We start from the raw sequence: 22,476 nt of genomic DNA, 5'->3' as shown, positions 1-22,476 counted from the left end.
GAACTCAATCATGAAAAACCGAATTACTGAACTACTGGGTATAGAATATCCCATTATTTCAGCAGCAATGACATGGGTAACCTCTGCAGAATTTGTTGCAGCAGTATCCAATGCAGGTGGGATGGGCGTACTGGGGCCAAATGCAGGCCAAACCGAAAAGGCAACGAGTGCAGAAGATATGGCAGACCGCCTAACCAAAGAAATTCGCAAGGTAAAGGCATTAACGAGTAAACCCTTTGCAGTTAACTACATTTTCCCGATGGGCGGGGCTACAGAAGATCCGTTTACGAATGCAGTTTTTGATGTATTGGTAAAAGAAGAGGTGAAATACGTGATTGCCATCGGACTTAATGTGGTCGATCGTGAACTGAAACGGCTTAAAGAACATGACATTAAAGTAGTGTACAGAGACTTAAGCCCTACCGTAGAGAAGCTTGTAGAAGCAGAAAAATCAGGAGTAGATGCACTTATCGTAACAGGTTATGAAGCTGGTGGTCATATGAGTGATTATAAAATCAGTACGCTTTCGCTTGTTCCACAAATCACTTCACTTGTACAAATACCTGTGATTGCTGCCGGAGGCATTATAGATGGCCGTGGAGCGAAAGCAGCATTATCTATGGGTGCAGAAGGTGTTTACATGGGGACAAGGTTCATCGTGACTAAGGAAAATCCGGCGAGTATAGAAGCAAAAAACGCCATCATTAAGTCGAAAAGTGAAGAGTTTATTGAATTTAAATCTGGTGCAGGACATTTGAGAACCATACCTACAGAAGCGGGCAAAAAAGCGCTAGAACTCATTAATCAAGGAAAGCCAGCAGAAGCATACAAATATTATGGAGAAGGGTTCAAAATCGGATTGTTAGATGGCGATCTGGTTAACGGGACCGTAAGCGTATCTGAATCAGCCGGCGGCATTCAACAAGTTCTAACATGTCAAGAAGTGATTGATGAAATTGTTAAATCCATCGGATGAATTCAACATAAATTAATTTTACACATCCATTTCGTCATGATATAGTTAGCCCGTTAAATAATATTCGAGGGATGATGGATTAATGACAGATCAATTGGATTGTGATATTCGGCATTCGTTAGATCGGATTTCCTCTCAAATGCGTCGGCATTACAGCGAATCTCTAAGAGAGCTTAACCTTTATGTTGGCCAGGATAATTTACTGTACCGCTTGTGGTTAGGCGATGGGATCACACAAATGCAACTAAGTGAACATTTAAAATGCGAACCGCCTACGGTAACGAATATGGTCAAGTCATTAGAGCAAAATGGATTTATATACCGCAAACGTGATGAGCAAGATGCAAGAGTTATGCGAATTTATCTTACAGACAAAGGAAAAGAATTAGAGGCTCCGGTTGATATCAAATGGAAAGCCCAACAGGATAAATTACTACATTCCATTTCTATGGAAGATCGCTTGATACTAGGACGATTAATGAAAATCATGGAGAGAAATTTATTATGAGTTCTCCATCTTTTTTAATATATTTAGCAGACTAAATAATTTATTTTTCGATGTATCACTTAGGAAGAGAGATTACCCTTTTGAAGACAATAGCTATAATCGGCGCCGGGTAAGGCCTGGGTTTCTCTTTGGCCAAAAAGACAAGTCATTCCGGAAATGATTGCAAGTGGTCAAGGCGCGCTTCTTTTTACAACAGAATTATCCGCCATGATTCTAAGTTCCATGTTTGGAAATTCAGGTATTGCCATGTCCGGGTTGAGGAACTATATCCTTAATCTACATGATGGGTTATTACCTCTAGGTGTAATTGTCGGGCATCTATCTATCAGTCCACTGATCAAGAAAGATACAGCATATCGGACCCATGGTTGGGTAGGCATGATATGGATGCCTGCTCAAACGAACGGGCTAAATCAATTGCCGCCAGAGTTATACCCGCACGGCACGGCAGTCATGAACACACTGCAGCAGGTTGTGGGCGCGATTGGAACAGCGGTCGCAATCAGCATCCTTTCGAGTGGTATGGAGAAATAAATGCACGGCTTCGCTGCTTTGGCTAAACAGGCCGAGGTTCCAAACGCGATAACGGCCGGTCACAAAACGTGTTCATCTTCACGTTGATTATAGCACTGATTGGCTTGGTCATAGCGTTCTTCATCCGCCGCGTCGTAGTCACCGTGAGACGATGAGATCAATCCATTAATGTTACGCAGTTTTCTATGCTTTGATATTGAATGGGAAACGATGAAAGGTGATTTAGAATCACTTACTGGAATATAGTTATGCAAATACTATAGGATTCTCAACCAGGAAAGATAATTAATTATAATAGGATAATATTTGGGAGGAATGAAAATGAGATTTGGAATTATAGGTGCAGGGCCAATCGGGTCAAGTATTTCTCGAAAACTATTTATGAATGGGCATGATGTAAAGATTGCAGATGCTCGTGGAATTGAACGTTTGGAAGAGAAAAAACTTACAGGAACACCTGTGACTGTAATAGAAGTGATTAAAAATATTGATGTTCTTATCATATCTATCCCTTTCCATGCACTGCCAAGTATTCGCAACGTTATAGATGAAGTTGGGGAGGAAGTTGTTGTTGTTGACACTTCAAATTATTATCCTCAAATGAGCGGTAAAATTGAAGAAGTTGAGAACGGGATGATTGAAAGTATTTGGGTTTCAAATCAATTAAATAGATCAATTATTAAAGCTTTCAACAATTTATTAGCCTATACTTTAGAACATGAAGGAACTCCAGAAGGTAATAGTGGACGTATTGCCATAGCCATCGCCGGTAATGATCTACAGCAGAAGCAAAAAATCATGAATATAGCCAACGAACTAGGCTTCGATACAGTAGATAGTGGTTCTTTAAATGATTCATGGAGACAGCAGCCAGGTACTCCAGCATACTGCACAGAACTAACTAAAGAGGAACTAACAGATGCATTAAAAAAAGCAAATAAAGAAAAAGCCCCATTGTTACGAGATAAAGCGATAGAAATCCTGTCAGCGCCTGAAGGAAGATATTCACATGAAGACATTGTTAATCTAAACAGAGAATTATATAATTCCTGATTCAGGAATTTGGCCTTCAAAAAGCGGCAGACTAGGCAATTCTAGTAAGGTCTAGTTCTGTCGCTTCTTCATAATACTAACGTTTCTAGACCTTCTCCGGTAGCGTTAGTATAGGGTCTGCAGCGCTCGAACGATTTGACGCAACAGTTCGGGGAGAAGCCTTCCTGCACGTCAAGAGAGGCTGGACCGACGCGAAGGGTCAAGAAGGGAGGCGTGGATGGCGGTGAGACGGTCACCTGAATAAAGGAAGGCGAGGAAGAGGGAGGCACGCTGGAATCGATTTTGCGGAGCCAATATTTTAATTGATGTAGGGTCAATCCCTGTGCTTCGCATCAGGCAGACATGGTGAGGCCACTGGCTCGATAGTCCCTGATGCGCTCTGTCCATTAGTGCTGGCGTCTTTCGGCTTTGGTCATCTGGCAGATCTCCTTGATTTAAGATATGCCTATGATCTCACGACTGGCGTTAGGTTTACAGGTGGGCTGGGTTTGGCGCTTGCGCTGTGTCCATTATTCGATTCACAGATCCAGTTCTTCGAAAAAAGTCAGTCATCTCTGTGTCGATCAACCATATATTGAAGAAGCGGCAGAGTTCTGGATCTTCTTTGCAGATTTCAACCGCAATCATTAAATTGCTCTGGAAGTGGATTTCGAATATATTGATTTTTTGTTAATCGGTTCATTTGACGCCAGACTGATGGCACAGAATGCGTTAACCGCTGCCGAATCCATGGTATTACTTGAAAATCAGTATCAATCTCTAGATCAAGATAAATTAGCTATCTATGATGAGAAGATGTTGAAGTATTATGAAAATCGACCGATGAAAGCCCCTTTCAGCGTGAAAAAAGTAAAAGGATGGAGTGACCACATTCAGGATCATCTCCAGAGAAGTATTCAGCCTCAAGTGATGGACTATTTGGAAAAGCAAGGATTTGCTAAAAAATAAATTTTACGACAAAGCCAAACTTCCTGAACTTTAGAGTTGCCCCCAATAGGCGGTATCTCTAAGGTAAACTGACAATTGTAATTTATCGTGATAAATTTAGTATGCTAAATATCACTAAGAGATTTAGTGAGCATTGTCGCTGCTTCATTCCCATGCATTGTTAAGGATTCAGCGGCTGGTTCGATGTTCTTCTTATTGAACTCTTCAGGATTAGTAAGAGATGCACAAGTAAATGAAGCGACATTAGTGGCTGCAATCTTAAAGGCCAATTTTATAAATTACAATAGAAAAGCCGTAGGTGTTGTTACCTAAATACGGCTCGCTTTTTCGATTAGTCCAGGTGTATCATTTGAACAACATGCTCTGCTATACTTTGTTCTGTTAGTTTAGTTTGTTCAGCAGTATGCAGAGTAACTGCTTCATTAATCATGTTGGCATAGATTTGTACGAAAAAAGTACGTTCATCAGAGTATATTTCCTGCATACAAAGATTCAAATAATGCTTTAGTGCAATGACTAATTTTGAAGAGAGTAGAGGAATAATTTTGTTATAGTTTCGGCGACATTTCTTTTTGACTTGTTGATGATACTCAAAAGCTGCGAATACTAATTGCATCATATTATCTTTTGTAAATGCACACACACCATTAGTATGTTGTTGAATAAGTTCTTCCGCTGATTTTCTTATAATCTCATCCAACAATTCATATTTATCTTGGAAATGAGCATAGAAAGTTGCCCTATTGATTTGGGCCCGTTCCGTTAAATTTTGTATTGTGATTTTATCAAAATCTTTTTCTTCCATCAGTTCAAAAAGTGACTCAAAAATGGATTCTCTTGTTCGAGTTGTACGAATATTTCTTACTTTAAGTCCCATGGATCTAACTCCTTTTTTTAAACCAACAAATGACTCGCATTGTTGGTTGTTCCTCAATGATGTTCCGGATACAATTGAACTACTAAAGCAACTATTGTTGTAATAGTATACTGCTAAGAAGGTGGTTAGTCCATTCAGAAACTTTAAAGTGGCAAGGTTAATAGTAAGTCCCGATTTCATCTGACAGTGTAATTAAACTTCAAAAGAATTAAAAACCAATATTGGAGGGGTTTATAATGAAACTTACAGGAAACACGATCTTCATTACAGGTGGCGGCTCAGGAATTGGACGTGCATTGGCAGAAGCTTTACACAAGCTTGGAAACAAAGTAATCATCTCGGGTAGAAGAAAAGAGCGTCTGGAGGAAGTACTTAGTGCTAATCCCGGAATGTCTGCAGTTGAACTGGACATACAGGATCTTTCCAGTATTGAGGAAACTGCTAAGCAACTTATTCGGGACTTCCCTAATTTGAATGTCTTATTTAATAACGCCGGCATCATGCTTTTCGATGAGGCTGCAGGTGTGATTGACGAAGAGGTTCTGGTTTCAACGGTCTCAACAAATTTGCTTGGACCAATTCGAATGACGTCTTCATTAATTGAACATTTGAAGTCTAAAGAAGAAGCTGTGATCATTAATACGACTTCTTCAATTGGGTTTATTCCGTACGCAGCGACTGCGGTGTATTCGGCGACAAAAGCAGCGCTCCATTCTTATACCTTATCACAACGTTATTTGCTTAAAGATACAACAGTAAAAGTATTAGAAATTATACCACCTGGGGTTCAAACGGAACTCATGACAGATCTCAAAGACGATCCGCATGCGATGCCACTTGAAGCATTCATTGAAGGAACAATAAGATTACTCGGTACCGATGCTGAAGAGGTTCTAGTGGAACAAGCGAAAATGATTCGTGATAATCAAGGCCCAAATGAAGGAGCTTTTGTAATCCAACTTAACGATATGGCGACCCAAGCACCAACAGACCATTAATTGCATCCTTCTATGACTGTCGGTTTCATTGTTACCAAGCTATGCCTTATTTAAAGTCTATAGTAATAAAAAATATCGTTGGTAGAGAGTCAATATGCAGAATAGTAATGACGCTTTTCTTCGTATAACACGGAGGCGGTAGGCTTATTATAATGAAAATCTTACGTAAGTGACATCCCTGCTTCAGTGCCCGATTTCAGGGATACGTGCCGATTGTTTTTATACATTTGAACACTGGAAGGAAAATTACAATGCAAACCGTAACATTGAACAATGGTGTGAAAATGCCGATCATCGGCTTTGGTGTCTTTCAAGTGCCGGATGCTGAAGAATGCGAGAACGCCGTATATGAAGCTCTGATGGCTGGTTATCGCCTGATCGATACCGCGGCCGGTTACCTTAACGAGGAAGCGGTAGGACGTGCGATCAAGCGTAGCGGCGTGCCACGCGAAGAGCTGTTCATCACGACCAAGCTTTGGGTTCAGGATGCCGGTTACGAGAGTGCCAAGCTGGCGTTTGCTAAATCTTTGAAAAAGCTGCAGCTCGACTATCTCGATCTATACCTTATTCACCTGCCGTTCGGCGATTACTACGGCGCTTGGCGTGCGATGGAAGACCTGTACCGCGAAGGCAAGATCAAGGCGATCGGTGTCAGCAACTTCCTGCCCGACCGTCTGATGGACCTCATCGTGCATAACGACATCGTGCCCGCAGTCAACCAGATCGAAACGCACCCGTTCTACCAGCAGACTGAGAACGCCGCTTTTATGAAAGAGCAGAGAGTGCAGCACCAGTCGTGGGCGCCGTTCGCTGAAGGACTGGGCAACATGTTCGGCAACGAAGTGCTGGTCTCGATCGCAGAAAAACACAACAAGTCCGTCGCCCAGGTCGTGCTGCGCTGGCTTGTTCAGCATGAAGTCGTTGTAATTCCAAAATCGGTGAGAAAAGAGCGGATCATCGAAAACATCAACATTTTCGATTTCGAATTGAGTGCAGACGATATCGAACAAATCTCCACCCTCGATACTCGGGAGAGTTTATTCTTATCCTTCCACGATCCGAAATCTGCCAAGATGCTGGGCACCTCGAGAGTCGAGCTGTAATCCTTGATCGAACAGTAAACTCATCACGCGTTTTTCCTCATCTATTAGAAAGGACAGGGTGCCCCTGTCCTCAGAGTGTCGAGAAGCCCAGGTCTTTTAATGGCCTTGGGTTTCTTTTGTGTTTCAATGTCGGCGTGCGTGCGGGACACGCATTAAGACACTCATTTGCAACCCGATATCATAAAGAGAATAACGATATCCCTAGGTTAAGAATTTCAAGACTACGATGATATATACTCATTTGACCGACGAAGAGATGCGAATATCACTCTATAATGCTGAAATGAATTAAATATGTATAAGTTCTTTGTCCAAATAGGGGGTATGCAACTAGATTAGCTTCACCAATGCAACTGGATTTGCTTCAACTCACAGCCAGATTCAGATATAGGATTGTAGGTAACATTGTGTCATTTATGTAGGCAACTTTATGTCATTGGACATCTACCGATAGTGCGTTTGTTAAAGCCTAAATCCGTTCCTGCGGAGTTGCAAGAGAAGAACTTTTTATTACGACAAAGGTTGCGGCAGAAGCAAAGAACGAAGATGAAGTTACGAAGTCCATTGATGAATCGTTAGAAAAATTAGAACTCGATTACATTGACCTTCTGATCATTCACAGCCCACAGCGTTGGAAGGAATTCCGTGAGGAAAACCGTTACTTCGAAGAAAACAAAGTAGTATGGAAAACATTGGAAAATGTTTATAAGGTAGGAAAAGTAATAGCAATCGGCCTTCTAACTTCCTTCAGGATGACATAGAGAATATTCTCGCTGGCTGTGAGATCAAGCCTATGGTCAATCAGATCCTGGCACATGTGAGCAATACGCCTGTGGAACTGATTGAATTCTGCCGGAAGAATGACATCCTCGTAGAGGCTTATTCACCATTTGCACATGGAGCAGTCCTTGATCATGCAGAGGTTAAGGTCATAGCAGATAAGTATGGAGTATCTGTTGCCCAGCTTAGTCTTCGATATGATATCAAGCTTGGTCTTGTAGTTATTCCTAAGACGGCAAAGCCAGAGCATATGAGAAACAATGCAGCGCTTAATTTTGTAATCAGCGATACAGATATGAAGACTTTGAAACACGTAGAGCCCATTCAAAATTATGGTGAGCATAGCTTCTTCCCCGTATTTGGAGGGAAATTAAAGTAAACAGGTACCTATATTATTGGCATTTACAGGGGGGGACAAAAGTGGCAAAACATGAGGAAGTCAAAGATGGCGTTATTTTTCCGGAAAGCCGGTGATGTAATCCTCACCCATGATGGTGTTAAACAATGGCATGGTGCGGCAAAGAGTGTCAGTGGACAAGAACTTAGTTTAATTGCCGAAATTGGACAAGACTCGGTACTATTGCTGAATACTAAAATAGAAGTCGACCATCTCGTTGGCCGACCTCTTATTACTTCTAATATGCAGTCAGGAACTTCAGACCTTCAACGGCAAAGGAGATCAAATGTTCGTATTAAGCGGCGGTTTTCGGTCCAGCGCTGGTCAGTCCAGCCGTTCGGAATAATACTCATTTTGTAAAACTAAATGTATATGTAGAAGGGTGTGAATGGGCGTGATGGACATGCTTGTGGAAGTACGAAAAAATTTCACCCTTTCCTCGCTGTGGAAGGAAAGGGTGAACAAGAATTGGGTTCAATAACCATATCATCAGTATCGATGCAAGTCGCAACGCTTTCTAAGTTTAATACTGTCATGTGATCGAATGTCATTTTACGAGAATTATACATTTTGGAATCTATGACAAATTCATGTCTAACATAAACTCCGCTTGTTTATGCATAACGCTTGGTGGATAGGGCATGCTATTTGTAAACCACCACTCTACGAGTCCTACGTATGCTGGTGCAAAAAAATGGATCATGATGTCCTCGTTTAATCCGTTCTTTTTCCCCTCGATTTTTTCCCACCCCATGCGAATATCCTCAATAACAAAATCAAGGAATCTGCTGCGGAAGAAGGAAGCTCCTTTACTCGTCAGCAATGCTGAAAAGAATGCACTATGTCTCTCAAAGTATTCAAACCAGGTAATATTGACTTTATCCGAAGGGGATTGGGGATAGCAGATTTCCCGGAGTTCATTGATATGTTCTTCAATGAGCTTATCCAATAAATCGTACTTATCCTTGTAGTGTAAATAAATTGTTTTGCGGTTCAAGTTTGCTCTGTCGGAAATTTCTTGAATTGTAATGTGATCAAAGTCTCTTTCTTTCATTAATTCAACAACTGCTTTTTTAATCGCTTCTTGCGACTTTAAAATACGTCGATCGACTTTAGACATTTACGGTCTGCCACCTTTCCATACTTATACCCCATAATCTTTATTTCTGTTACTTATTCCGCAAAGGCTCCGTATCTGGCCATTGCGAGATGCTTTCTTTATTATCATAATACTCAAGTGAGGTTTATTCCATACGAGAGTATAAAGAGGAGGGCTCGATATGCAAAATGTTATTTTGAACAACGGTATTAAAATGCCTATTCTTGGCTTCGGTGTTTATCAAATTGAGGAACCAAGCCAATGTGAACAGGCTGTGTTTGATGCAATTATGGCGGGCTATCGTTTGATTGATACCGCTGCTATTTATTTAAATGAAGAGGCGGTTGGAAGAGCCATCAAACGAAGCGGTGTCTCAAGAGAAGAACTATTTATTACAACAAAACTTTGGGTTAAAGATGCTGGGTATGAGAACACAAAGAAAGCATTCGAAAAATCCCTAGAAAAACTACAGTTGGATTATTTAGATTTATATTTAATTCATGAGCCATATGGGGATGTATATGGTTCTTGGCGGGCTATGGAGGAGTTGTACCGTGAGGGCAAGATCAGGGCAATTGGCGTTAGCAACTTCTATCCTGACCGTCTAGTGGATTTGATCATTCATAATGATGTCGTTCCCGCAGTAAATCAGGTTGAAGCCCATCCTTTCTATCAGCAAACTGAAAGTGCGGAATTCATGAAAGAGAATGGCGTTCATATAGAAGCATGGGGACCTTTTGCTGAAGGAAGAAATAACCTCTTCCATAACGAGGTTTTAGTATCCATAGCGAAAGAATACAATAAATCAGTCGCCCAGGTGGTTTTACGTTGGTTGATACAAAGAGGGGTTGTTGTAATTCCAAAATCTGTTCATAAGGAAAGAATCATCGAAAACATCAATATCTTCGATTTCGAATTAAGCCAAGGCGATATGAATAAGATTACTGCGTTAGATACAGGAAAGAGTTTGTTCTTTTCTCATTCCGACCCTGAAATTGTGAAATGGATGAGTACTTAATAGATTGGTTAGAACTCGAACCGGAACACTAAACAATTAGCTTGCTTGAACGAAATTATATCTAAAAACTAAGAAGAGGTGTTATTTATTATGTCTAAAATCAAAGATAAAGTTGTTGTTATTATGGGTGCATCAAGTGGGATTGGTGAAGCAACTACCAAAAAGCTTGCACAAGAAGGAGCAAAACTGGTGATTGCCGCTCGCCGTGAAGACCGTTTGAAATCACTTGTTGAATCATTGCCAAATGTTGAAATATCATATTTAGTTGCAGATGTAACAAAAAAAGAGGAAGTTCAAGCAGTTGTTGATTTTGCAATTGAAAAATATGGTCGTGTAGATGTAATGTACAATAACGCTGGTGTTATGCCACTAGCTCTACTTTCAGAAAACCGTTTTGATGAGTGGCGACAAATGTTAGAAATCAACATCATGGGTGTTCTAAATGGGATTGCTGCTGCATTACCAGTCATGAAAAAACAACAATCAGGTCATATTATTACGACTGATTCTGTTGCTGGCCATATCGTCATGCCTACCGCTGCCGTATATTGCGGAACGAAATTTGCTGTTCGTGCCATTATGGAAGGTTTGCGACAAGAGGAACATGAAAACAATATCCGTACCACTATGATCTCTCCAGGGGCAGTGGATACTGAGTTACCTAACAGTATTAATGATCCACAAATGGTAGAAATGTTGAAGGAAGCTGCTAGTAAAGAAGGTTTTGGATTAAGACCAGAAGATATTGCAGATGCAGTAGCTTATGCGATTAACACACCTGAAAGTGTTGCTATCAACGAAATTTTAATTCGTCCAACAAAACAATCTATGTAATGGAATAACAATATTCGCAGTACCAATATAGTAGTCTATGATGACTAATAAGCGGAAAAGCCTCATGATAATCAAAGACATGAAAGACACCAGAAGAAAATAAAGTGAAATAGAACAGTTGACGTAGATAAATAGCGCAAAAATTGAAATACATCCGCGAAAGAGATAACATTGGTTTTAGAGAAAAATTATTATCTGATCGCAAATGTTGGAAGATGAAGTGAGTTCATTCTTTTTAAACAAAGGAGAAAATTAAATGGAATATGTGAAGCTTGGAAATACTGGATTGGACGTATCACGGCTTTGCCTTGGTTCAATGGGTTTTGGTGATCCGGAGCGTTGGGTTCACAAATGGGTACTCAATGAGGAACAAAGTCGACCCGTGATAAAAAAAGCACTAGAGTTGGGGATCAATTTTTTTGATACCGCGAACGTATATTCCTTAGGGAGAAGCGAAGAAGTTCTTGGACGGGCACTCAAGGATTATTCAAATCGAGATGAGATTGTAATTGCAACTAAACTTCATGGGCGTATGCACGAGGGGCCCAATGGTGCAGGGCTTTCTCGTAAAGCAATCATGTCCGAGATAGATAAGAGCCTGAAGCGATTAGGAACCGATTATGTAGACTTATATCAAATACACCGTTGGGATTATGATACGCCGATTGAGGAAACTATGGAGGCTTTACATGACGTAGTTAAGTCTGGAAAAGTAAGATACATTGGTGCTTCCGCAATGTATGCTTGGCAATTTCAAAAGGCACTATTTGTAGCAGAGAAGCATGGATGGACTCGGTTTGTATCCATGCAAAATCACCTAAACCTCATATATCGGGAAGAAGAGAGAGAGATGTTGCCACTCTGCAAAGCTGAACAAATCGGCGTAATCCCCTATAGTCCACTCGCAGGAGGAAGACTAACAAGAGATCCAAAGGAATTAACTTATCGATCTGAAACGGATCAAGTTGCGAAACAAAAATATGATTCTACAGCAGCGGCAGATCAATTGGTCGTGGATCAGGTTGGTGTTATTGCAGAACGTCACGAAATTTCCCGCGTACAGGTCGCATTAGCCTGGCTGTTACAAAAACAACCGGTAACAGCACCCATAATTGGAGCTACTAAAATTTCACATCTTGAAGTTGCTGCATCTGCAATTTCTATCTCGCTAACATCTGAGGAGATCTCATCGTTAGAAGAACCTTACGTACCTCATCGAATTGTAGGCCATCAGTAATTGTGGGATAAGACACTATTGAGTCCGCAATCTCAGTATTGGTGAAAAATCAAAGGACATCTATCAGCCATTCAACTCTGGTAGATGTTTTTTGCTTTAATATCAATCGAGGAAATAGAGTAGAAGGGCCAACTAGTCCACATATTGTGTATTAAGGGCAAACATTTTGGGATTTTAGTTATACGCGGGCTCCTCTCTTTATTTTGAATGATAATGATTTTTTATGAAACCTGATATATGTGCGGGATTTATACAACCCTTTCAAGCAATACCCCAACTTGGTTCGCCATGACATGAGGTGGATGTGGCATTCCGTTTGTAATCCACCATTCTACTATTCCTACGAAAGCTGTTCCCATAAAGGAACCCACAATCAATTCATCCAATCCCTGATTTCTTTCTTCGTTCATATTTAATTCACCTTTATATTCTTCAATAAGAAACTCAAGGAACCGTGCACGAAACGAAGGAGCTCCTTTACTCGCTAACATCGTTGAAAAGAATAAATAATGTCGCTCAAAATATTCGAAATAGACCAGATTTGCTTCACTCCACTCCATTTCACATGCATATTGGTTGATGTCCTTCATGTTGTTAATATGTTCTTCGATCAGTTTATCCAGCAGATCAAATTTATCAGTGTAATGTAGGTAAATGGTTGCCCGGTGGACATTTGCCCTGTCGGAAATATCCTGGATAGTAATGGCATCAAAATTCTTTTCAGACATCAATTCAATGACGGCTTTTTTTATCGCTTCCTGTGATCTCAGTATTCTTCTATCTATTTTAGACATATTTGATATCACCCAACTCCCTTAGTTAATAGTCAATTCAGTTGAATCTGTAAAATAATCGACAGATACAGATTATTTAACGATTGTAAGATGCTCGATTCTATATATTATTATACACATGTCGTCTAATCGATCAATATCGATTTTCCATTTGTAGCTCTGAGCAATAAATACATTTTTTCGATGCGATAGGGACAAGAAAAATTGAAGCAAGTTATGAAATTCGTTAATAAATTTGATAGGGAAAGGAAAAGGAAATGTCAAATCATAACGGGGCTTTTGGTACACAGAAAGCAACTGACGATTTTATGCCAGAACTTGATGAACAAAACGATAAGTTTTTTTTGAAAGATGATTATGGACTTAGAATACTGTCTCCGCATGATCGCAGTCTAATTAATGTAACAGCTAATTTAATTACGGATGTAGACATAGAGCACCTAAGCTTTCATATAGACTGTGCCAAACAAAATGGTCTTACAGAAGAAGAAATCGTCGAAACGATTATCGAGCTTGCTTTTTATGCAGGTTGGCTACGAGCTATGTCTGCTTATAAAGTTGTCAAAAAAGTTTTCGCAGAAGATAAATAAGAACGAAGGAGAATTCATTCTTGAATTTATAAGGGGGGATTATACATGAAAAAAACGATTGTGTTACTCGTTATGGTATTGTTAATTCTTTCCGTAGCAGCATGCGGAAATAGTTCATCAGATGAAAGTACGGCCGTAATCAACACGCCTGATAGTTCTGCTGGTCATGTTACTGAAAACAACAATGCAGCTCAGACGGTTCCAAGTGAAAGGAAAATCCTCATTGCGTACTTTTCCCGTGTCGGCAATACGGATTTTGATCCAAGTGTGGATGCCGTTACCAGCGCCAGTCTAAACCTCCAGGATGGTGTGCTTGCAGGCAATACGGAGATTATCGCGGATCTGATTCAGAACGCTGTAGGTGGCGAGCGGTTTCTCATCGAAACTGTAAATAAATTCCCTGCCGATTATGATACAGTTGTAGATTTGGGCCAGGAACAGCAAAAGGAGAAAGCACGGCCGGAGCTGAGCGCTCATGCGGAAAACATGGATGATTACAACACCATCTTTATAGGTTTCCCGAACTGGTGGTACGACCTGCCGATGGCCGTGTATACCTTTTTGGAGGAATACGACTTTTCAGGTAAAACAGTGATTCCTTTTACTACCCATGAAGGCAGCCGGTTTTCAAACAATGACCAGACAATAAAAAACATGTTGACCGGCGCATCCGTATTGGACGGGCTTGCCGTCAGAGGCGGAGATGCCGTCGATGCCGAGCAAGAGGTGAACAAGTGGCTGGATCAGCTTGGAATGACTAACTGAAGCAACTAAGGGGAGGAACGATGAAACACAAAGCTATGATTAAAATAGTCCTTGATCTGGTCATGAGTATAATGCTGCCCATTCTCATGGCTTTCATCCTGACCGGGCAGAAGGCGCATGAATGGATCGGCGTCGCCATGTTTGTAATGTTCATCACTCACAACCTGCTGAACTTCAGATGGTACAAAAATTTGCGGAAAGGGAAGTATACGGCATTCCGTATCTTTCAAACCGCGGTGAATCTGTCGGTGTTTATATGCATGATCGGTCTGATGGTCAGCGGCATTATGATGTCCCGTTATCCCTTTGCTTTTATGTCCATTCACGGGGGGAAGTCCTTTGCAAGAGAATTGCATATGCTTGCTTCCTATTGGGGTTTTATCTTCATGTCCGTGCATGTCGGCTTACATTGGAACATGATTATGATGATGATGCGTAAAGCGGTCCGAATTGCTAAGCCATCTGGAACCCGTAAGGTTATACTGCGGGTCATCGCGGCAGGAATTACCGCATACGGTGTCTATGCCTTTATCCGGCACGATATTGCTTCATATCTTTTTTTGAAAACAATGTTCATTTCGTTTGAATTTGAACAGTACCCGGTATTATATTTTGCGGACTATTTGGCGATGATTGGGCTTTGCATCTGTGTCGCCTATTATGCAGCAAAAGGCATACAGCGGATTTCGCCTAAAAGGGGAAAGCTAAAAAAATAGCTTTATCCTCATTTTGTACGGCTTGCTCATATTTTTTTCGGGTTGGAAAGAAAGGGTTTGTGAATTTAATGGAAAAACTTTTGGCTGTTCCCTTTGCAGTACTGTTGATTGTTATACTTGCAGCCTGCAGTAACGGAAATGGCGTTGTTGGCGAGGCTATACAATCTACAGCCGGCGCACTGGCAGAAACCTCTGAGGGAGCTCTGGTACATGATGATAATCCGATGCGTGTGGCCTCCGACGGCGCCCGGATCCAGACAGACGACCCTTCCATACCCACTCGTGTCCTGGAGGGCGGCACTAAAATCAATATGCATTTCGGTGATGTGGTGATTCCCGGCACGCTGAACGACAGCATTACGGCGCAAGATCTAATCTCCAAGCTGCCGTATACCGTACATGTAAATCGTTTTTCCCACGATTTCTGCGGCGTAATGGACGATCCACTAGAGTACAGCGAAGAAGATGTGCATTTCGGTTGGCTAAATGGTGATATTGATTTTGCCACTGATGCAAATTATTTTACCATCCTTTTTGAAGATGAAGAGAAATCAGAACAATATGGTTATCAGGTGAACATTGGAAAAATCAACAGTAAATTGTCAGTAATCAGTGAACTGAAGGGCAGCTATGATGTGCTGATCGAACTAGCGGATTAAGCAGTTTCTCAAACTCATCCCTAGCCCTGAACCAGTTCGCATGGGTCGATGGATTTTAAAATTAGGAGGTAAACATGCGTAAAATCTTAAACTTGCTCTTTTGCTTTTCTATTATATTTGTAGTGGCGGCCTGCAGCTCAACAAATAATGGAGTGAATTCCGGATCTGCTGCAGAAACAACTGAGCAGCCTTCAGAATCGCTTAAGGAAAACACACTTGCTGAAACAGAAGATAATGAGTTGGAGGAAAACAGCGTGATTCCCATCCATATTATTGTTGGCGGCAGCACATTTATAGCAACATTAAATAACAATGAAACGACACAAGCCCTGGTGGCGCAGTTTCCGATGACCATCCAAATGAATGAACTGAACGGGCTGGAGAAGTATAATGATCTGTCCGAGGAGCTTCCTGCTGCATCTACCGAAAGCCCTGCAACAATTCATGCCGGTGACATTATGTGCTGGTCTGGAAATACACTGGTACTTTTTTATCAAACCTTCCCCAATTCTTACGACGGTTATGTACCGCTCGGAAGTGTCGACGATCCGTCAAATCTGGCAGCTGCGCTTGGTTCAGGGGATATACAAGTTACCTGGTCGCTTGCAGAATGAACCGGCGTGTTGAATCTGGAGTTAAAGTTATCTAGAGAAGGAGATGATTATGTGAGGAAAATCCAAACATCAATACTGATTAGTCTGCTGCTGGGAACTGTTCTCACTTTCAGTACAGGTATCACTGCTTTTGCGGCGGACTATAACGATATTTCAGATAGCGTTTGGTATCGTACCGCCGTAGACTTTATGACGGAGGAAAGCCTGATGGGCGGTACCGGGGCAGGGGACTTCGAGCCGGAAACACCTATGAGCCGGGCAATGCTTGTCACTGTGCTGCACCGCATCGAAGGTTCTCCGGAAGCAGGCAACGGTGGTTTTTCCGATGTTCCTGGTGGCAGCTACTACGCCTCAGCTGTAGCATGGGCGGAAGCCAACCGGATCGTTACCGGTGTAGACGAGAGGAGATTTTCACCATTCAGCCTAATTACCCGTGAGCAATTCGCAACGATCCTGTACCGTTACGCCGAAGCGAAGAGTTATGACATCTCTGCGTATACCACTTTGGATGGTTATACCGATTCATCAGAGGTCAGCGCTTATGCGAAGACTGCCATGCACTGGATGGTTGGCACTCAAAATCTGCAGGGAAGTGGCGGCAAATTGTTGCCCTCAGACCCTGTAACCCGTGCACAGGCTGCAACTATGCTAATGCGCTTTTTAGACAACATATCGATAGAAGAATCTGCTAAACCGACCGCCTCTGCATCATTAACAGAACCCGAGCATCCGGCTGCAACCATTCCGGCACAATCCGAGGAGAATACAATGATTAACATGAATATCACTGTCGGGAATGCGACTTTCAAAGCAAAAATGAATGACAATGAAACAATAAGGGCATTGATTACACAGATGCCGATGACAGTAAACATGTCAGAACTGAATGGTCAAGAGAAATACTATCTTTTCCAAAGCGGTTTGCCTGTTGCATCAACAGAAGCACCGGCAACCATTCATTCAGGAGAAATCATGGTGTGGTCCTCCAACAGCCTGGTGCTTTTCTACAATACATTTTCCAATTCATATGGTGGTTACACTAAACTCGGATATATAGAGGACATCTCCGGACTCACAGCAGCGCTTGGGACGGGGGCTGTTCAAGTTACATTTTCCATCAATGACTAATACAGAAGGAGGAGAAGAATGGTATGTTTCCCGTAATGTCTGAAGTATTAGCATAGTTGCAACTCTAATGGGCAAAATCAATCTTAAATACTTTATATGGAAAGGAGTAAAGTCAAATGAATCCGAAAGACATTCTTGAACGAGATAAAAATGGAGAGTTAATTTCTTTGAATGATCCGGAGTATTATAAAATTTGCAATCTTATTGTTGAAGCACAGAAAATTACAATGGAATTAAACAACTCATATCATGAAGCGGAAGAAGTCAGGAAATTATTTTCGAGGTTAACGGGAGCAGAGGTTGATGCTTCGTTTGGACTTCTTCCCCCTTTTTACACGGATTTCGGCAAAAATATCAGAGTTGGGAAAAATGTGTTTATCAATCACGCTTGTACCTTTATGGACAGAGGCGGTATAACCATCGGAGATAACGTATTAGTTGGGCCTAAAGTTAACCTGATTACAATTAACCACCCATTGGATCCAGCTAAAAGACAATCCACAATATCTACTCCTATTGTTATCAAGAAGAACGCTTGGCTGGGAGCAGGCGCGATGATCATGCCAGGTGTTACGATTGGAGAAAATTCTATCGTATCCGCCGGTGCAGTTGTCACCAAGGATGTTCCACCCAATACGGTTGCAGCAGGTGTTCCTGCGAAAATTATAAAGAAGATTGAATAAAATGAGAGGTTCTACCTGGGAGCCGTACGAGCTGGCGTCGTAATCAGCCGCGTTGGCGTTCCGCAGTATGATGAAGCTCCTGTCGGTTTCACAAGCCTGTTCAGGCGCAACATAACCCTTACAGGAGGTCCAGCTCCGATTCGCGCCTATATAGAGAAGCTACTTCCGGATATCCTGAATGGAACGGATAAGCTGGGCCAACTTTTTGACTTGATGACTGATCTGGATGGCGTTCCGGAAAGCAATATTGTATAAACTCTCAAACCCAATGAAACTCCCTGCAGTATGCTTCGGGGAGTTTCATTGGGTTTTTTAACGACAAAAAGGGGGTGAAATAAAGGATGGGGAAAATCCGGGGAAATATATAGCACTGGTAGTTGGAGCTACTCGAAGTGCGGGTCGATTGCAATTAAACTCGTCGGAGTCGGAGCCTTTGTTTATGTCATAGGGAGAAAAGATCCAAAATATTTGAAGTAGACCATATTAGCATCTCTCCAATCCATTTCACATGCATATTCATTGATTTCCCGCATTTCGTTAATTAGTCAATCAATGAGCTTATCCAGTAAATCAAATTTATCAATGTAATGAAGATATATGGTTGCACGGTTAACATTTGCCCTGTCGGAAATATCATGTAATGTAATGCCATCAAAATTTTTCAGACATCAGTTCAATAACGCATTTAATAATAAGCATTTATTGATCATTTGTCCAATAATCGACAAATAACGTTAATTTAACGATTGCAAGCAGCTTGTTTCTATTTATTATTATACATATGTCGCCTAATCGATCAATAAAGATTATATGCAGGGGAGATAGAAATGGTCGAAGCCCATATATTATGTTCAGAATTTCAGTTTTATCAAGAAAAGATTGTGTTCGCTCATTATGATCTATTTGGCAACTAATCTTTTCGTCTTGGTACTGGTAAGTAGTTTGGCTGCATTGTAATCGAGAATCAACGGGTTAACTCTTGCTATAGGACATTAACGAGTGGAAAAATAATGAGGGTAAAAAAAGGGGAGTCTCGATGGCAGTCGATGCGGATATTACGCAACCAGTCTTTCCACGGATGATGAAGATCAGGTTCTTTTTTGGAGATGGATCAATAATTTCGACAGTGGCGGGAGTTTGGACTTTTTCGATTACTCGGGAATACAAAGCATTCCGCGGGTTATCAAATGGTCGGGGATCGATTAAGTGTGCACCCTGTGCCTGAATGTAAGTCGGATCATCCGAATAACAGCCGCAGGAACAATCTTATCACTTTAAGGAACCAAAATTAAACGTTCGGGTTCTGCTCAATAAAAGCGTGATCGAGGTATTCGTAAATGATGGGTATGCATATCTGTAAGTGTGTATCCAATATTGGAACAAAGTAACCGTGTCCTGATATTTGCACAAAACTGCGTTGGAGGTGGAGAGCTTTCAGGTATGGGAAATGAATACCATCTCTTGAACGTACATCAACATAAGTGAGGAAGGTTGAGTAACAATGAGTTCAACTGCGAAAATAACAATTCATGCCGGCCATAAGCGATTCCCCGTAAGTAGAAACTTATACGGCTTGTTCTTCGAGGAAATTAATCGAGCTGGTGATGGAGGATTATATGCAGAACTGATCCGCAACCGTTCGTTTGAGGATACTTTGATACCCGAACGGTGCCATGTCGATGGTTGTACGTTACACACACCTGCTGGATGGAGTGCCCCGTTTGAACATTCGGACCTAATTCCGGGATGGGAGTTGTTCTGCCCTGTCGGTTCGGATGCTAAGATGGCACTCGACGAGTCAAAACCCTTGAATTCCGCGAATCCTGTGTCCCTACGAATAGATATTGTGAACGTTGTGGGAGGACCTGTGGCTGTGACGAATAACGGCTTTTGGGGAATCCCTATTCAAGCCGGCTGTAGATATGAATTATCCTTCTTTGCAAGAAAAAGCCTTGAATTCGATGGAGTGCTGGAGATTACCCTAAAAGATACTTCTCAATCCTCCGTATACTCGATGCAAAAAGTGCAAATCGATTCGTCAGAATGGCAGAAATATGAGTTGTTGATTGAGAGCAACAGCACGGATTCCAACGCAATACTTATCATTTCCGCAAAAGGGGAAGGAACGTTCTGGCTCGAGTTCGTTTCCTTGTTCCCGAAAGATACGTTCAAAGGCCGTAAGAATGGTCTACGGACCGACCTTGTTAACATGCTGCAAGGGCTCAGTCCGAGTTTCCTTCGCTTCCCTGGAGGTTGCTTTGTTGAAGGGTTTTCGATCGAGACTGCGTACAGATGGAAAAAGACGGTCGGCGACCCGACTGAACGGATTTCCCATTGGACACTTTGGAATTACCGCACCACCAATGGACTTGGGTTCCATGAGTATTTGCAAATGGCTGAAGACATGAGGATGGAGCTGATGTTCGTCGTCAATTGCGGATTAACTTGCCAAGGAAGGCCTGGTGAGCTCGTGTCGATGGAAGAACTTGAGGAATGGGTGCAGGACATGCTGGATGCTGTTGAATATGCGAATGGCCCGGTAACGAGCAAGTGGGGCGCCATGCGGGCGGAGAACGGTCACCCGGAGCCGTTCGGACTGAAGTATATTGAAATCGGAAACGAAAATTTTGGCCCGGAGTATAATGTGCGTTACAAAGTATTCTACGATGCGCTTAAATCTGCTTACCCGGATATTATTACGATTTGGAACACGCACTGGGAAGTAGGAACGGAGACCAAGGGGTTGCCTGTTGAAATCGTAGACGAACACTTTTACGCTGATAATGAGTTTTATCAGTTATATCATGACATGTACGATCATTATGACCGCAGCGGCCCGAAAATTTATGTAGGCGAATATGCAATGACCGTGAACAATCAAAATGGAACATTGCAAGGCGCGTTAAGTGAAGCGGCATTCATGGTGGGGATGGAGCGAAATCAGGATTTAGTCGTAATGTCCTCATATGCACCCTTGTTTGCGAATATTCATCATACGGTATGGGAACCGAATTTAATCTATTTTGACGGGACGCGGACGTACGGGACACCTTCCTACTATGTCCAGAAGATGTTCGGCCAGAATAGAGGCGACGTAGTGGTTGATTGTCAGGTTGAGACAGAGTGCTACTCACCGGATATTCATGGGGGGCTTGGAGTGAGTCTGAGCCAGCTCGGACAGGTCGAGGGCATCTCGGTCATTTCCGGAGAAAATACGTTACTGCAGCTAGAGGAACTTACAAGCAATTCGCTTTCCTGCGAAGTTACCGAAGATGCTCTTTGGATCGGCAAGGCTTCTTGGCAAACTTATGAGGTGAAATTGAACGTAACGACAGGCGAAGCGGGTTTTAAACTGCGCTTTCTCGATCGACACAATAAAGGAAACGAACAAAACTATTTCTTATGGGAGTTAGACCCTGATGGAGAAAGCCGACTCGTTCGCATTGTTGGGTGGTCGCGTGTGAAACTCGCTCCGAATGCAAAGATAGACTTGTCGCCCGGAAAGACAAGACAGATGCACATTGTTGTGGAATCTAAACGTATCAGATGTTTCATTGATGGGCAACTCATACACGAGCACGCTTACGGTGCCATTCCTTTCATGACTGCGGTGACGACTCTTGACGAATCCACGAACGAGCTCATCGTGAAGTTGGTCAATCCATCGCCGTTCGATATTTACACAGAACTAGAGATAAAAGGGGCGACGATGGAACGTATCGTAGGCGAGCAATGTATTTTAACCGCCGACGAGCCTGATGCGTTCAATTCGATGGAACAGCCTGCACGCGTTTTACCGGTTTCTTTGCCGCTCGAGTTGGATGGAAGTCTGTATAATGTTCCTGCGCGAGCTGTAGTGATCTTGAAAATAAAGTTATAGCAATTAAGACCAACCAAAAGCATCATTGCAGTTAAACAAGAGGTGCGGTTCATATCCGATGATATAACATGAAGCAGAGTGGCTGAAGAATTTTCGTAAGCAGGACATCAGATTCCAGGTTAATGAATATTGGAAACCGGATAAGCATGGATTTTCAAAAGGCTTTATCACACTAAAGGACACAGGAATAACACTATATTTCATGTATACCTAATTAATAATGAATTGTTTTTTTGCCAGAAGAAGCGGGGGATTCGGCAATGGGACAGTTCTGTCTCCTACAAG

21 protein-coding genes and 5 pseudogenes are annotated in these 22,476 nt (G+C 42.0%); 21 read left to right on the top strand and 5 right to left on the bottom strand.

Translation table 11 applies throughout. The features are described 5' to 3' along the window. Positions 1–10 precede the first annotated feature (10 nt). The 4 genes and pseudogenes from A3849_RS13415 to A3849_RS13400 all read left to right on the top strand — a co-directional run bounded on the left by A3849_RS13415 (position 11) and on the right by A3849_RS13400 (position 3,071). Positions 11–976: an NAD(P)H-dependent flavin oxidoreductase gene (locus A3849_RS13415; protein WP_074111875.1), complete on the top strand. Its 966-nt coding sequence runs from the start codon at positions 11–13 to the stop codon at positions 974–976. 82 nt (positions 977–1,058) lie between these two features. Continuing rightward, positions 1,059–1,484 (top strand): MarR family winged helix-turn-helix transcriptional regulator, encoded by a 426-nt coding sequence (locus A3849_RS13410; RefSeq protein ID WP_074111874.1) that lies wholly within the window; start codon positions 1,059–1,061, stop codon positions 1,482–1,484. 372 nt (positions 1,485–1,856) lie between these two features. Beyond that, positions 1,857–2,173, top strand: a pseudogene (locus A3849_RS13405) (MFS transporter); the annotation flags it as partial. A 166-nt stretch (positions 2,174–2,339) separates the two neighbouring features. Continuing rightward, on the top strand, positions 2,340–3,071 hold the full coding sequence (locus tag A3849_RS13400) for an NADPH-dependent F420 reductase (protein ID WP_074111873.1): 732 nt from the start codon (positions 2,340–2,342) through the stop codon (positions 3,069–3,071). A gap of 68 nt (positions 3,072–3,139) precedes the next feature. Here the strand turns inward: A3849_RS13400 and A3849_RS34100 are convergent. Next, a pseudogene (locus tag A3849_RS34100) lies at positions 3,140–3,391 on the bottom strand (hypothetical protein); the annotation flags it as partial. 179 nt (positions 3,392–3,570) lie between these two features. Here A3849_RS34100 and A3849_RS33980 point away from each other — a divergent pair. After that, positions 3,571–4,019, top strand: a pseudogene (locus A3849_RS33980) (nitroreductase family protein); the annotation flags it as partial. A 126-nt stretch (positions 4,020–4,145) separates the two neighbouring features. Further along, positions 4,146–4,331 (top strand): hypothetical protein, encoded by a 186-nt coding sequence (locus A3849_RS33320; RefSeq protein WP_143191806.1) that lies wholly within the window; start codon positions 4,146–4,148, stop codon positions 4,329–4,331. A 19-nt stretch (positions 4,332–4,350) separates the two neighbouring features. Here the strand turns inward: A3849_RS33320 and A3849_RS13385 are convergent, their stop codons facing one another. After that, complete coding sequence (locus A3849_RS13385) at positions 4,351–4,896, bottom strand: TetR/AcrR family transcriptional regulator (RefSeq protein ID WP_074111871.1); 546 nt, start codon at positions 4,894–4,896, stop codon at positions 4,351–4,353. 236 nt (positions 4,897–5,132) lie between these two features. Between A3849_RS13385 and A3849_RS13380 the strand changes: the two genes are divergently transcribed. The 4 genes and pseudogenes from A3849_RS13380 to A3849_RS13365 all read left to right on the top strand — a co-directional run bounded on the left by A3849_RS13380 (position 5,133) and on the right by A3849_RS13365 (position 8,534). Beyond that, positions 5,133–5,894, top strand: a complete 762-nt coding sequence (locus A3849_RS13380; protein ID WP_074111870.1) for an SDR family oxidoreductase — start codon at positions 5,133–5,135, stop codon at positions 5,892–5,894. Positions 5,895–6,145: 251 nt separating this feature from the next. Continuing rightward, positions 6,146–6,997, top strand: coding sequence for an aldo/keto reductase (locus tag A3849_RS13375; RefSeq protein WP_074111869.1), 852 nt, complete (start codon positions 6,146–6,148; stop codon positions 6,995–6,997). 473 nt (positions 6,998–7,470) lie between these two features. Next, positions 7,471–8,156: pseudogene (locus A3849_RS13370) on the top strand (aldo/keto reductase). Positions 8,157–8,222: 66 nt separating this feature from the next. Then, positions 8,223–8,534 carry a hypothetical protein gene (locus tag A3849_RS13365; protein WP_074111868.1) on the top strand — a complete coding sequence of 104 codons (312 nt, stop codon included), beginning with the start codon at positions 8,223–8,225 and terminating at the stop codon, positions 8,532–8,534. Positions 8,535–8,751: 217 nt separating this feature from the next. Here the strand turns inward: A3849_RS13365 and A3849_RS13360 are convergent, their stop codons facing one another. Next, entirely contained in the window at positions 8,752–9,294 is a 543-nt protein-coding gene (locus tag A3849_RS13360; protein ID WP_074111867.1) for a TetR/AcrR family transcriptional regulator, read from the bottom strand. A 160-nt stretch (positions 9,295–9,454) separates the two neighbouring features. On the opposite strand from A3849_RS13360, the gene A3849_RS13355 reads away from it, so the two are divergent. The 3 genes from A3849_RS13355 (at position 9,455) to A3849_RS13345 (ending at position 12,362) form a co-directional block, all read left to right on the top strand. Next, the gene (locus tag A3849_RS13355) at positions 9,455–10,291 is read left to right on the top strand and encodes an aldo/keto reductase (protein ID WP_074111866.1); all 837 of its coding nucleotides are present in this window, start codon (positions 9,455–9,457) and stop codon (positions 10,289–10,291) included. 90 nt (positions 10,292–10,381) lie between these two features. Beyond that, entirely contained in the window at positions 10,382–11,125 is a 744-nt protein-coding gene (locus A3849_RS13350) for an SDR family oxidoreductase (protein WP_074111865.1), read from the top strand. Positions 11,126–11,381: 256 nt separating this feature from the next. Further along, positions 11,382–12,362: an aldo/keto reductase gene (locus A3849_RS13345; RefSeq protein WP_074111864.1), complete on the top strand. Its 981-nt coding sequence runs from the start codon at positions 11,382–11,384 to the stop codon at positions 12,360–12,362. 248 nt (positions 12,363–12,610) lie between these two features. Here the strand turns inward: A3849_RS13345 and A3849_RS13340 are convergent, their stop codons facing one another. Beyond that, positions 12,611–13,156: a TetR/AcrR family transcriptional regulator gene (locus A3849_RS13340; RefSeq protein WP_074111863.1), complete on the bottom strand. Its 546-nt coding sequence runs from the start codon at positions 13,154–13,156 to the stop codon at positions 12,611–12,613. Positions 13,157–13,413: 257 nt separating this feature from the next. Here A3849_RS13340 and A3849_RS13335 point away from each other — a divergent pair, with 257 nt between their 5' ends. The 7 genes from A3849_RS13335 (at position 13,414) to A3849_RS13290 (ending at position 18,311) form a co-directional block, all read left to right on the top strand. Continuing rightward, positions 13,414–13,746 carry a carboxymuconolactone decarboxylase family protein gene (locus A3849_RS13335; RefSeq protein ID WP_074111862.1) on the top strand — a complete coding sequence of 111 codons (333 nt, stop codon included), beginning with the start codon at positions 13,414–13,416 and terminating at the stop codon, positions 13,744–13,746. Positions 13,747–13,791: 45 nt separating this feature from the next. Next, positions 13,792–14,511 (top strand): flavodoxin, encoded by a 720-nt coding sequence (locus tag A3849_RS13330; protein WP_074111861.1) that lies wholly within the window; start codon positions 13,792–13,794, stop codon positions 14,509–14,511. Between the two features lie 20 nt (positions 14,512–14,531). Then, positions 14,532–15,227, top strand: coding sequence for a DUF4405 domain-containing protein (locus A3849_RS13325; protein WP_074111860.1), 696 nt, complete (start codon positions 14,532–14,534; stop codon positions 15,225–15,227). A 68-nt stretch (positions 15,228–15,295) separates the two neighbouring features. Further along, the gene (locus tag A3849_RS13320) at positions 15,296–15,886 is read left to right on the top strand and encodes a cyclophilin-like fold protein (protein ID WP_218619236.1); all 591 of its coding nucleotides are present in this window, start codon (positions 15,296–15,298) and stop codon (positions 15,884–15,886) included. 74 nt (positions 15,887–15,960) lie between these two features. Further along, positions 15,961–16,500 (top strand): cyclophilin-like fold protein, encoded by a 540-nt coding sequence (locus A3849_RS13315; RefSeq protein ID WP_074111859.1) that lies wholly within the window; start codon positions 15,961–15,963, stop codon positions 16,498–16,500. 6 nt (positions 16,501–16,506) lie between these two features. Continuing rightward, the gene (locus A3849_RS32100; protein ID WP_083613492.1) at positions 16,507–17,628 is read left to right on the top strand and encodes a cyclophilin-like fold protein; all 1,122 of its coding nucleotides are present in this window, start codon (positions 16,507–16,509) and stop codon (positions 17,626–17,628) included. 131 nt (positions 17,629–17,759) lie between these two features. Further along, positions 17,760–18,311 (top strand): sugar O-acetyltransferase, encoded by a 552-nt coding sequence (locus tag A3849_RS13290; protein ID WP_372237763.1) that lies wholly within the window; start codon positions 17,760–17,762, stop codon positions 18,309–18,311. 461 nt (positions 18,312–18,772) lie between these two features. On the opposite strand, the pseudogene A3849_RS33555 reads toward A3849_RS13290, so the two are convergent. Continuing rightward, positions 18,773–19,010 (bottom strand): annotated as a pseudogene (locus tag A3849_RS33555) (TetR/AcrR family transcriptional regulator); the annotation flags it as partial. An 802-nt stretch (positions 19,011–19,812) separates the two neighbouring features. Here A3849_RS33555 and A3849_RS13275 point away from each other — a divergent pair. Next, on the top strand, positions 19,813–22,191 hold the full coding sequence (locus tag A3849_RS13275; protein WP_074111857.1) for an alpha-L-arabinofuranosidase C-terminal domain-containing protein: 2,379 nt from the start codon (positions 19,813–19,815) through the stop codon (positions 22,189–22,191). Positions 22,192–22,476: the final 285 nt, after the last annotated feature.

This window comes from Paenibacillus sp. P46E, from assembly GCF_001909095.1.
Lineage (GTDB): Bacteria > Bacillota > Bacilli > Paenibacillales > Paenibacillaceae > Paenibacillus_AQ > Paenibacillus_AQ helianthi.
The sequence above is the reverse complement of the archived record's forward strand: the minus strand, read 5'-3'. Positions and strand labels throughout refer to the sequence as shown.

Excerpts from the sequence above, each read along its gene's own strand:
- A3849_RS13415 (WP_074111875.1), top strand. The coding sequence starts at position 11 with ATGAAAAACCGAATTACTGAACTACTGGGTATAGAATATCCCATTATT.
- A3849_RS13385 (WP_074111871.1), bottom strand. The coding sequence starts at position 4,896 with ATGGGACTTAAAGTAAGAAATATTCGTACAACTCGAACAAGAGAATCC.
- A3849_RS13340 (WP_074111863.1), bottom strand. The coding sequence starts at position 13,156 with ATGTCTAAAATAGATAGAAGAATACTGAGATCACAGGAAGCGATAAAA.
- A3849_RS13380 (WP_074111870.1), top strand. The coding sequence starts at position 5,133 with ATGAAACTTACAGGAAACACGATCTTCATTACAGGTGGCGGCTCAGGA.
- A3849_RS13375 (WP_074111869.1), top strand. The coding sequence starts at position 6,146 with ATGCAAACCGTAACATTGAACAATGGTGTGAAAATGCCGATCATCGGC.
- A3849_RS13345 (WP_074111864.1), top strand. The coding sequence starts at position 11,382 with ATGGAATATGTGAAGCTTGGAAATACTGGATTGGACGTATCACGGCTT.
- A3849_RS13315 (WP_074111859.1), top strand. The coding sequence starts at position 15,961 with ATGCGTAAAATCTTAAACTTGCTCTTTTGCTTTTCTATTATATTTGTA.
- A3849_RS13330 (WP_074111861.1), top strand. The coding sequence starts at position 13,792 with ATGAAAAAAACGATTGTGTTACTCGTTATGGTATTGTTAATTCTTTCC.
- A3849_RS13320 (WP_218619236.1), top strand. The coding sequence starts at position 15,296 with ATGGAAAAACTTTTGGCTGTTCCCTTTGCAGTACTGTTGATTGTTATA.
- A3849_RS13350 (WP_074111865.1), top strand. The coding sequence starts at position 10,382 with ATGTCTAAAATCAAAGATAAAGTTGTTGTTATTATGGGTGCATCAAGT.
- A3849_RS13400 (WP_074111873.1), top strand. The coding sequence starts at position 2,340 with ATGAGATTTGGAATTATAGGTGCAGGGCCAATCGGGTCAAGTATTTCT.
- A3849_RS13335 (WP_074111862.1), top strand. The coding sequence starts at position 13,414 with ATGTCAAATCATAACGGGGCTTTTGGTACACAGAAAGCAACTGACGAT.
- A3849_RS13360 (WP_074111867.1), bottom strand. The coding sequence starts at position 9,294 with ATGTCTAAAGTCGATCGACGTATTTTAAAGTCGCAAGAAGCGATTAAA.
- A3849_RS13325 (WP_074111860.1), top strand. The coding sequence starts at position 14,532 with ATGAAACACAAAGCTATGATTAAAATAGTCCTTGATCTGGTCATGAGT.
- A3849_RS13275 (WP_074111857.1), top strand. The coding sequence starts at position 19,813 with ATGAGTTCAACTGCGAAAATAACAATTCATGCCGGCCATAAGCGATTC.
- A3849_RS13355 (WP_074111866.1), top strand. The coding sequence starts at position 9,455 with ATGCAAAATGTTATTTTGAACAACGGTATTAAAATGCCTATTCTTGGC.
- A3849_RS13410 (WP_074111874.1), top strand. The coding sequence starts at position 1,059 with ATGACAGATCAATTGGATTGTGATATTCGGCATTCGTTAGATCGGATT.
- A3849_RS13365 (WP_074111868.1), top strand. The coding sequence starts at position 8,223 with ATGGCGTTATTTTTCCGGAAAGCCGGTGATGTAATCCTCACCCATGAT.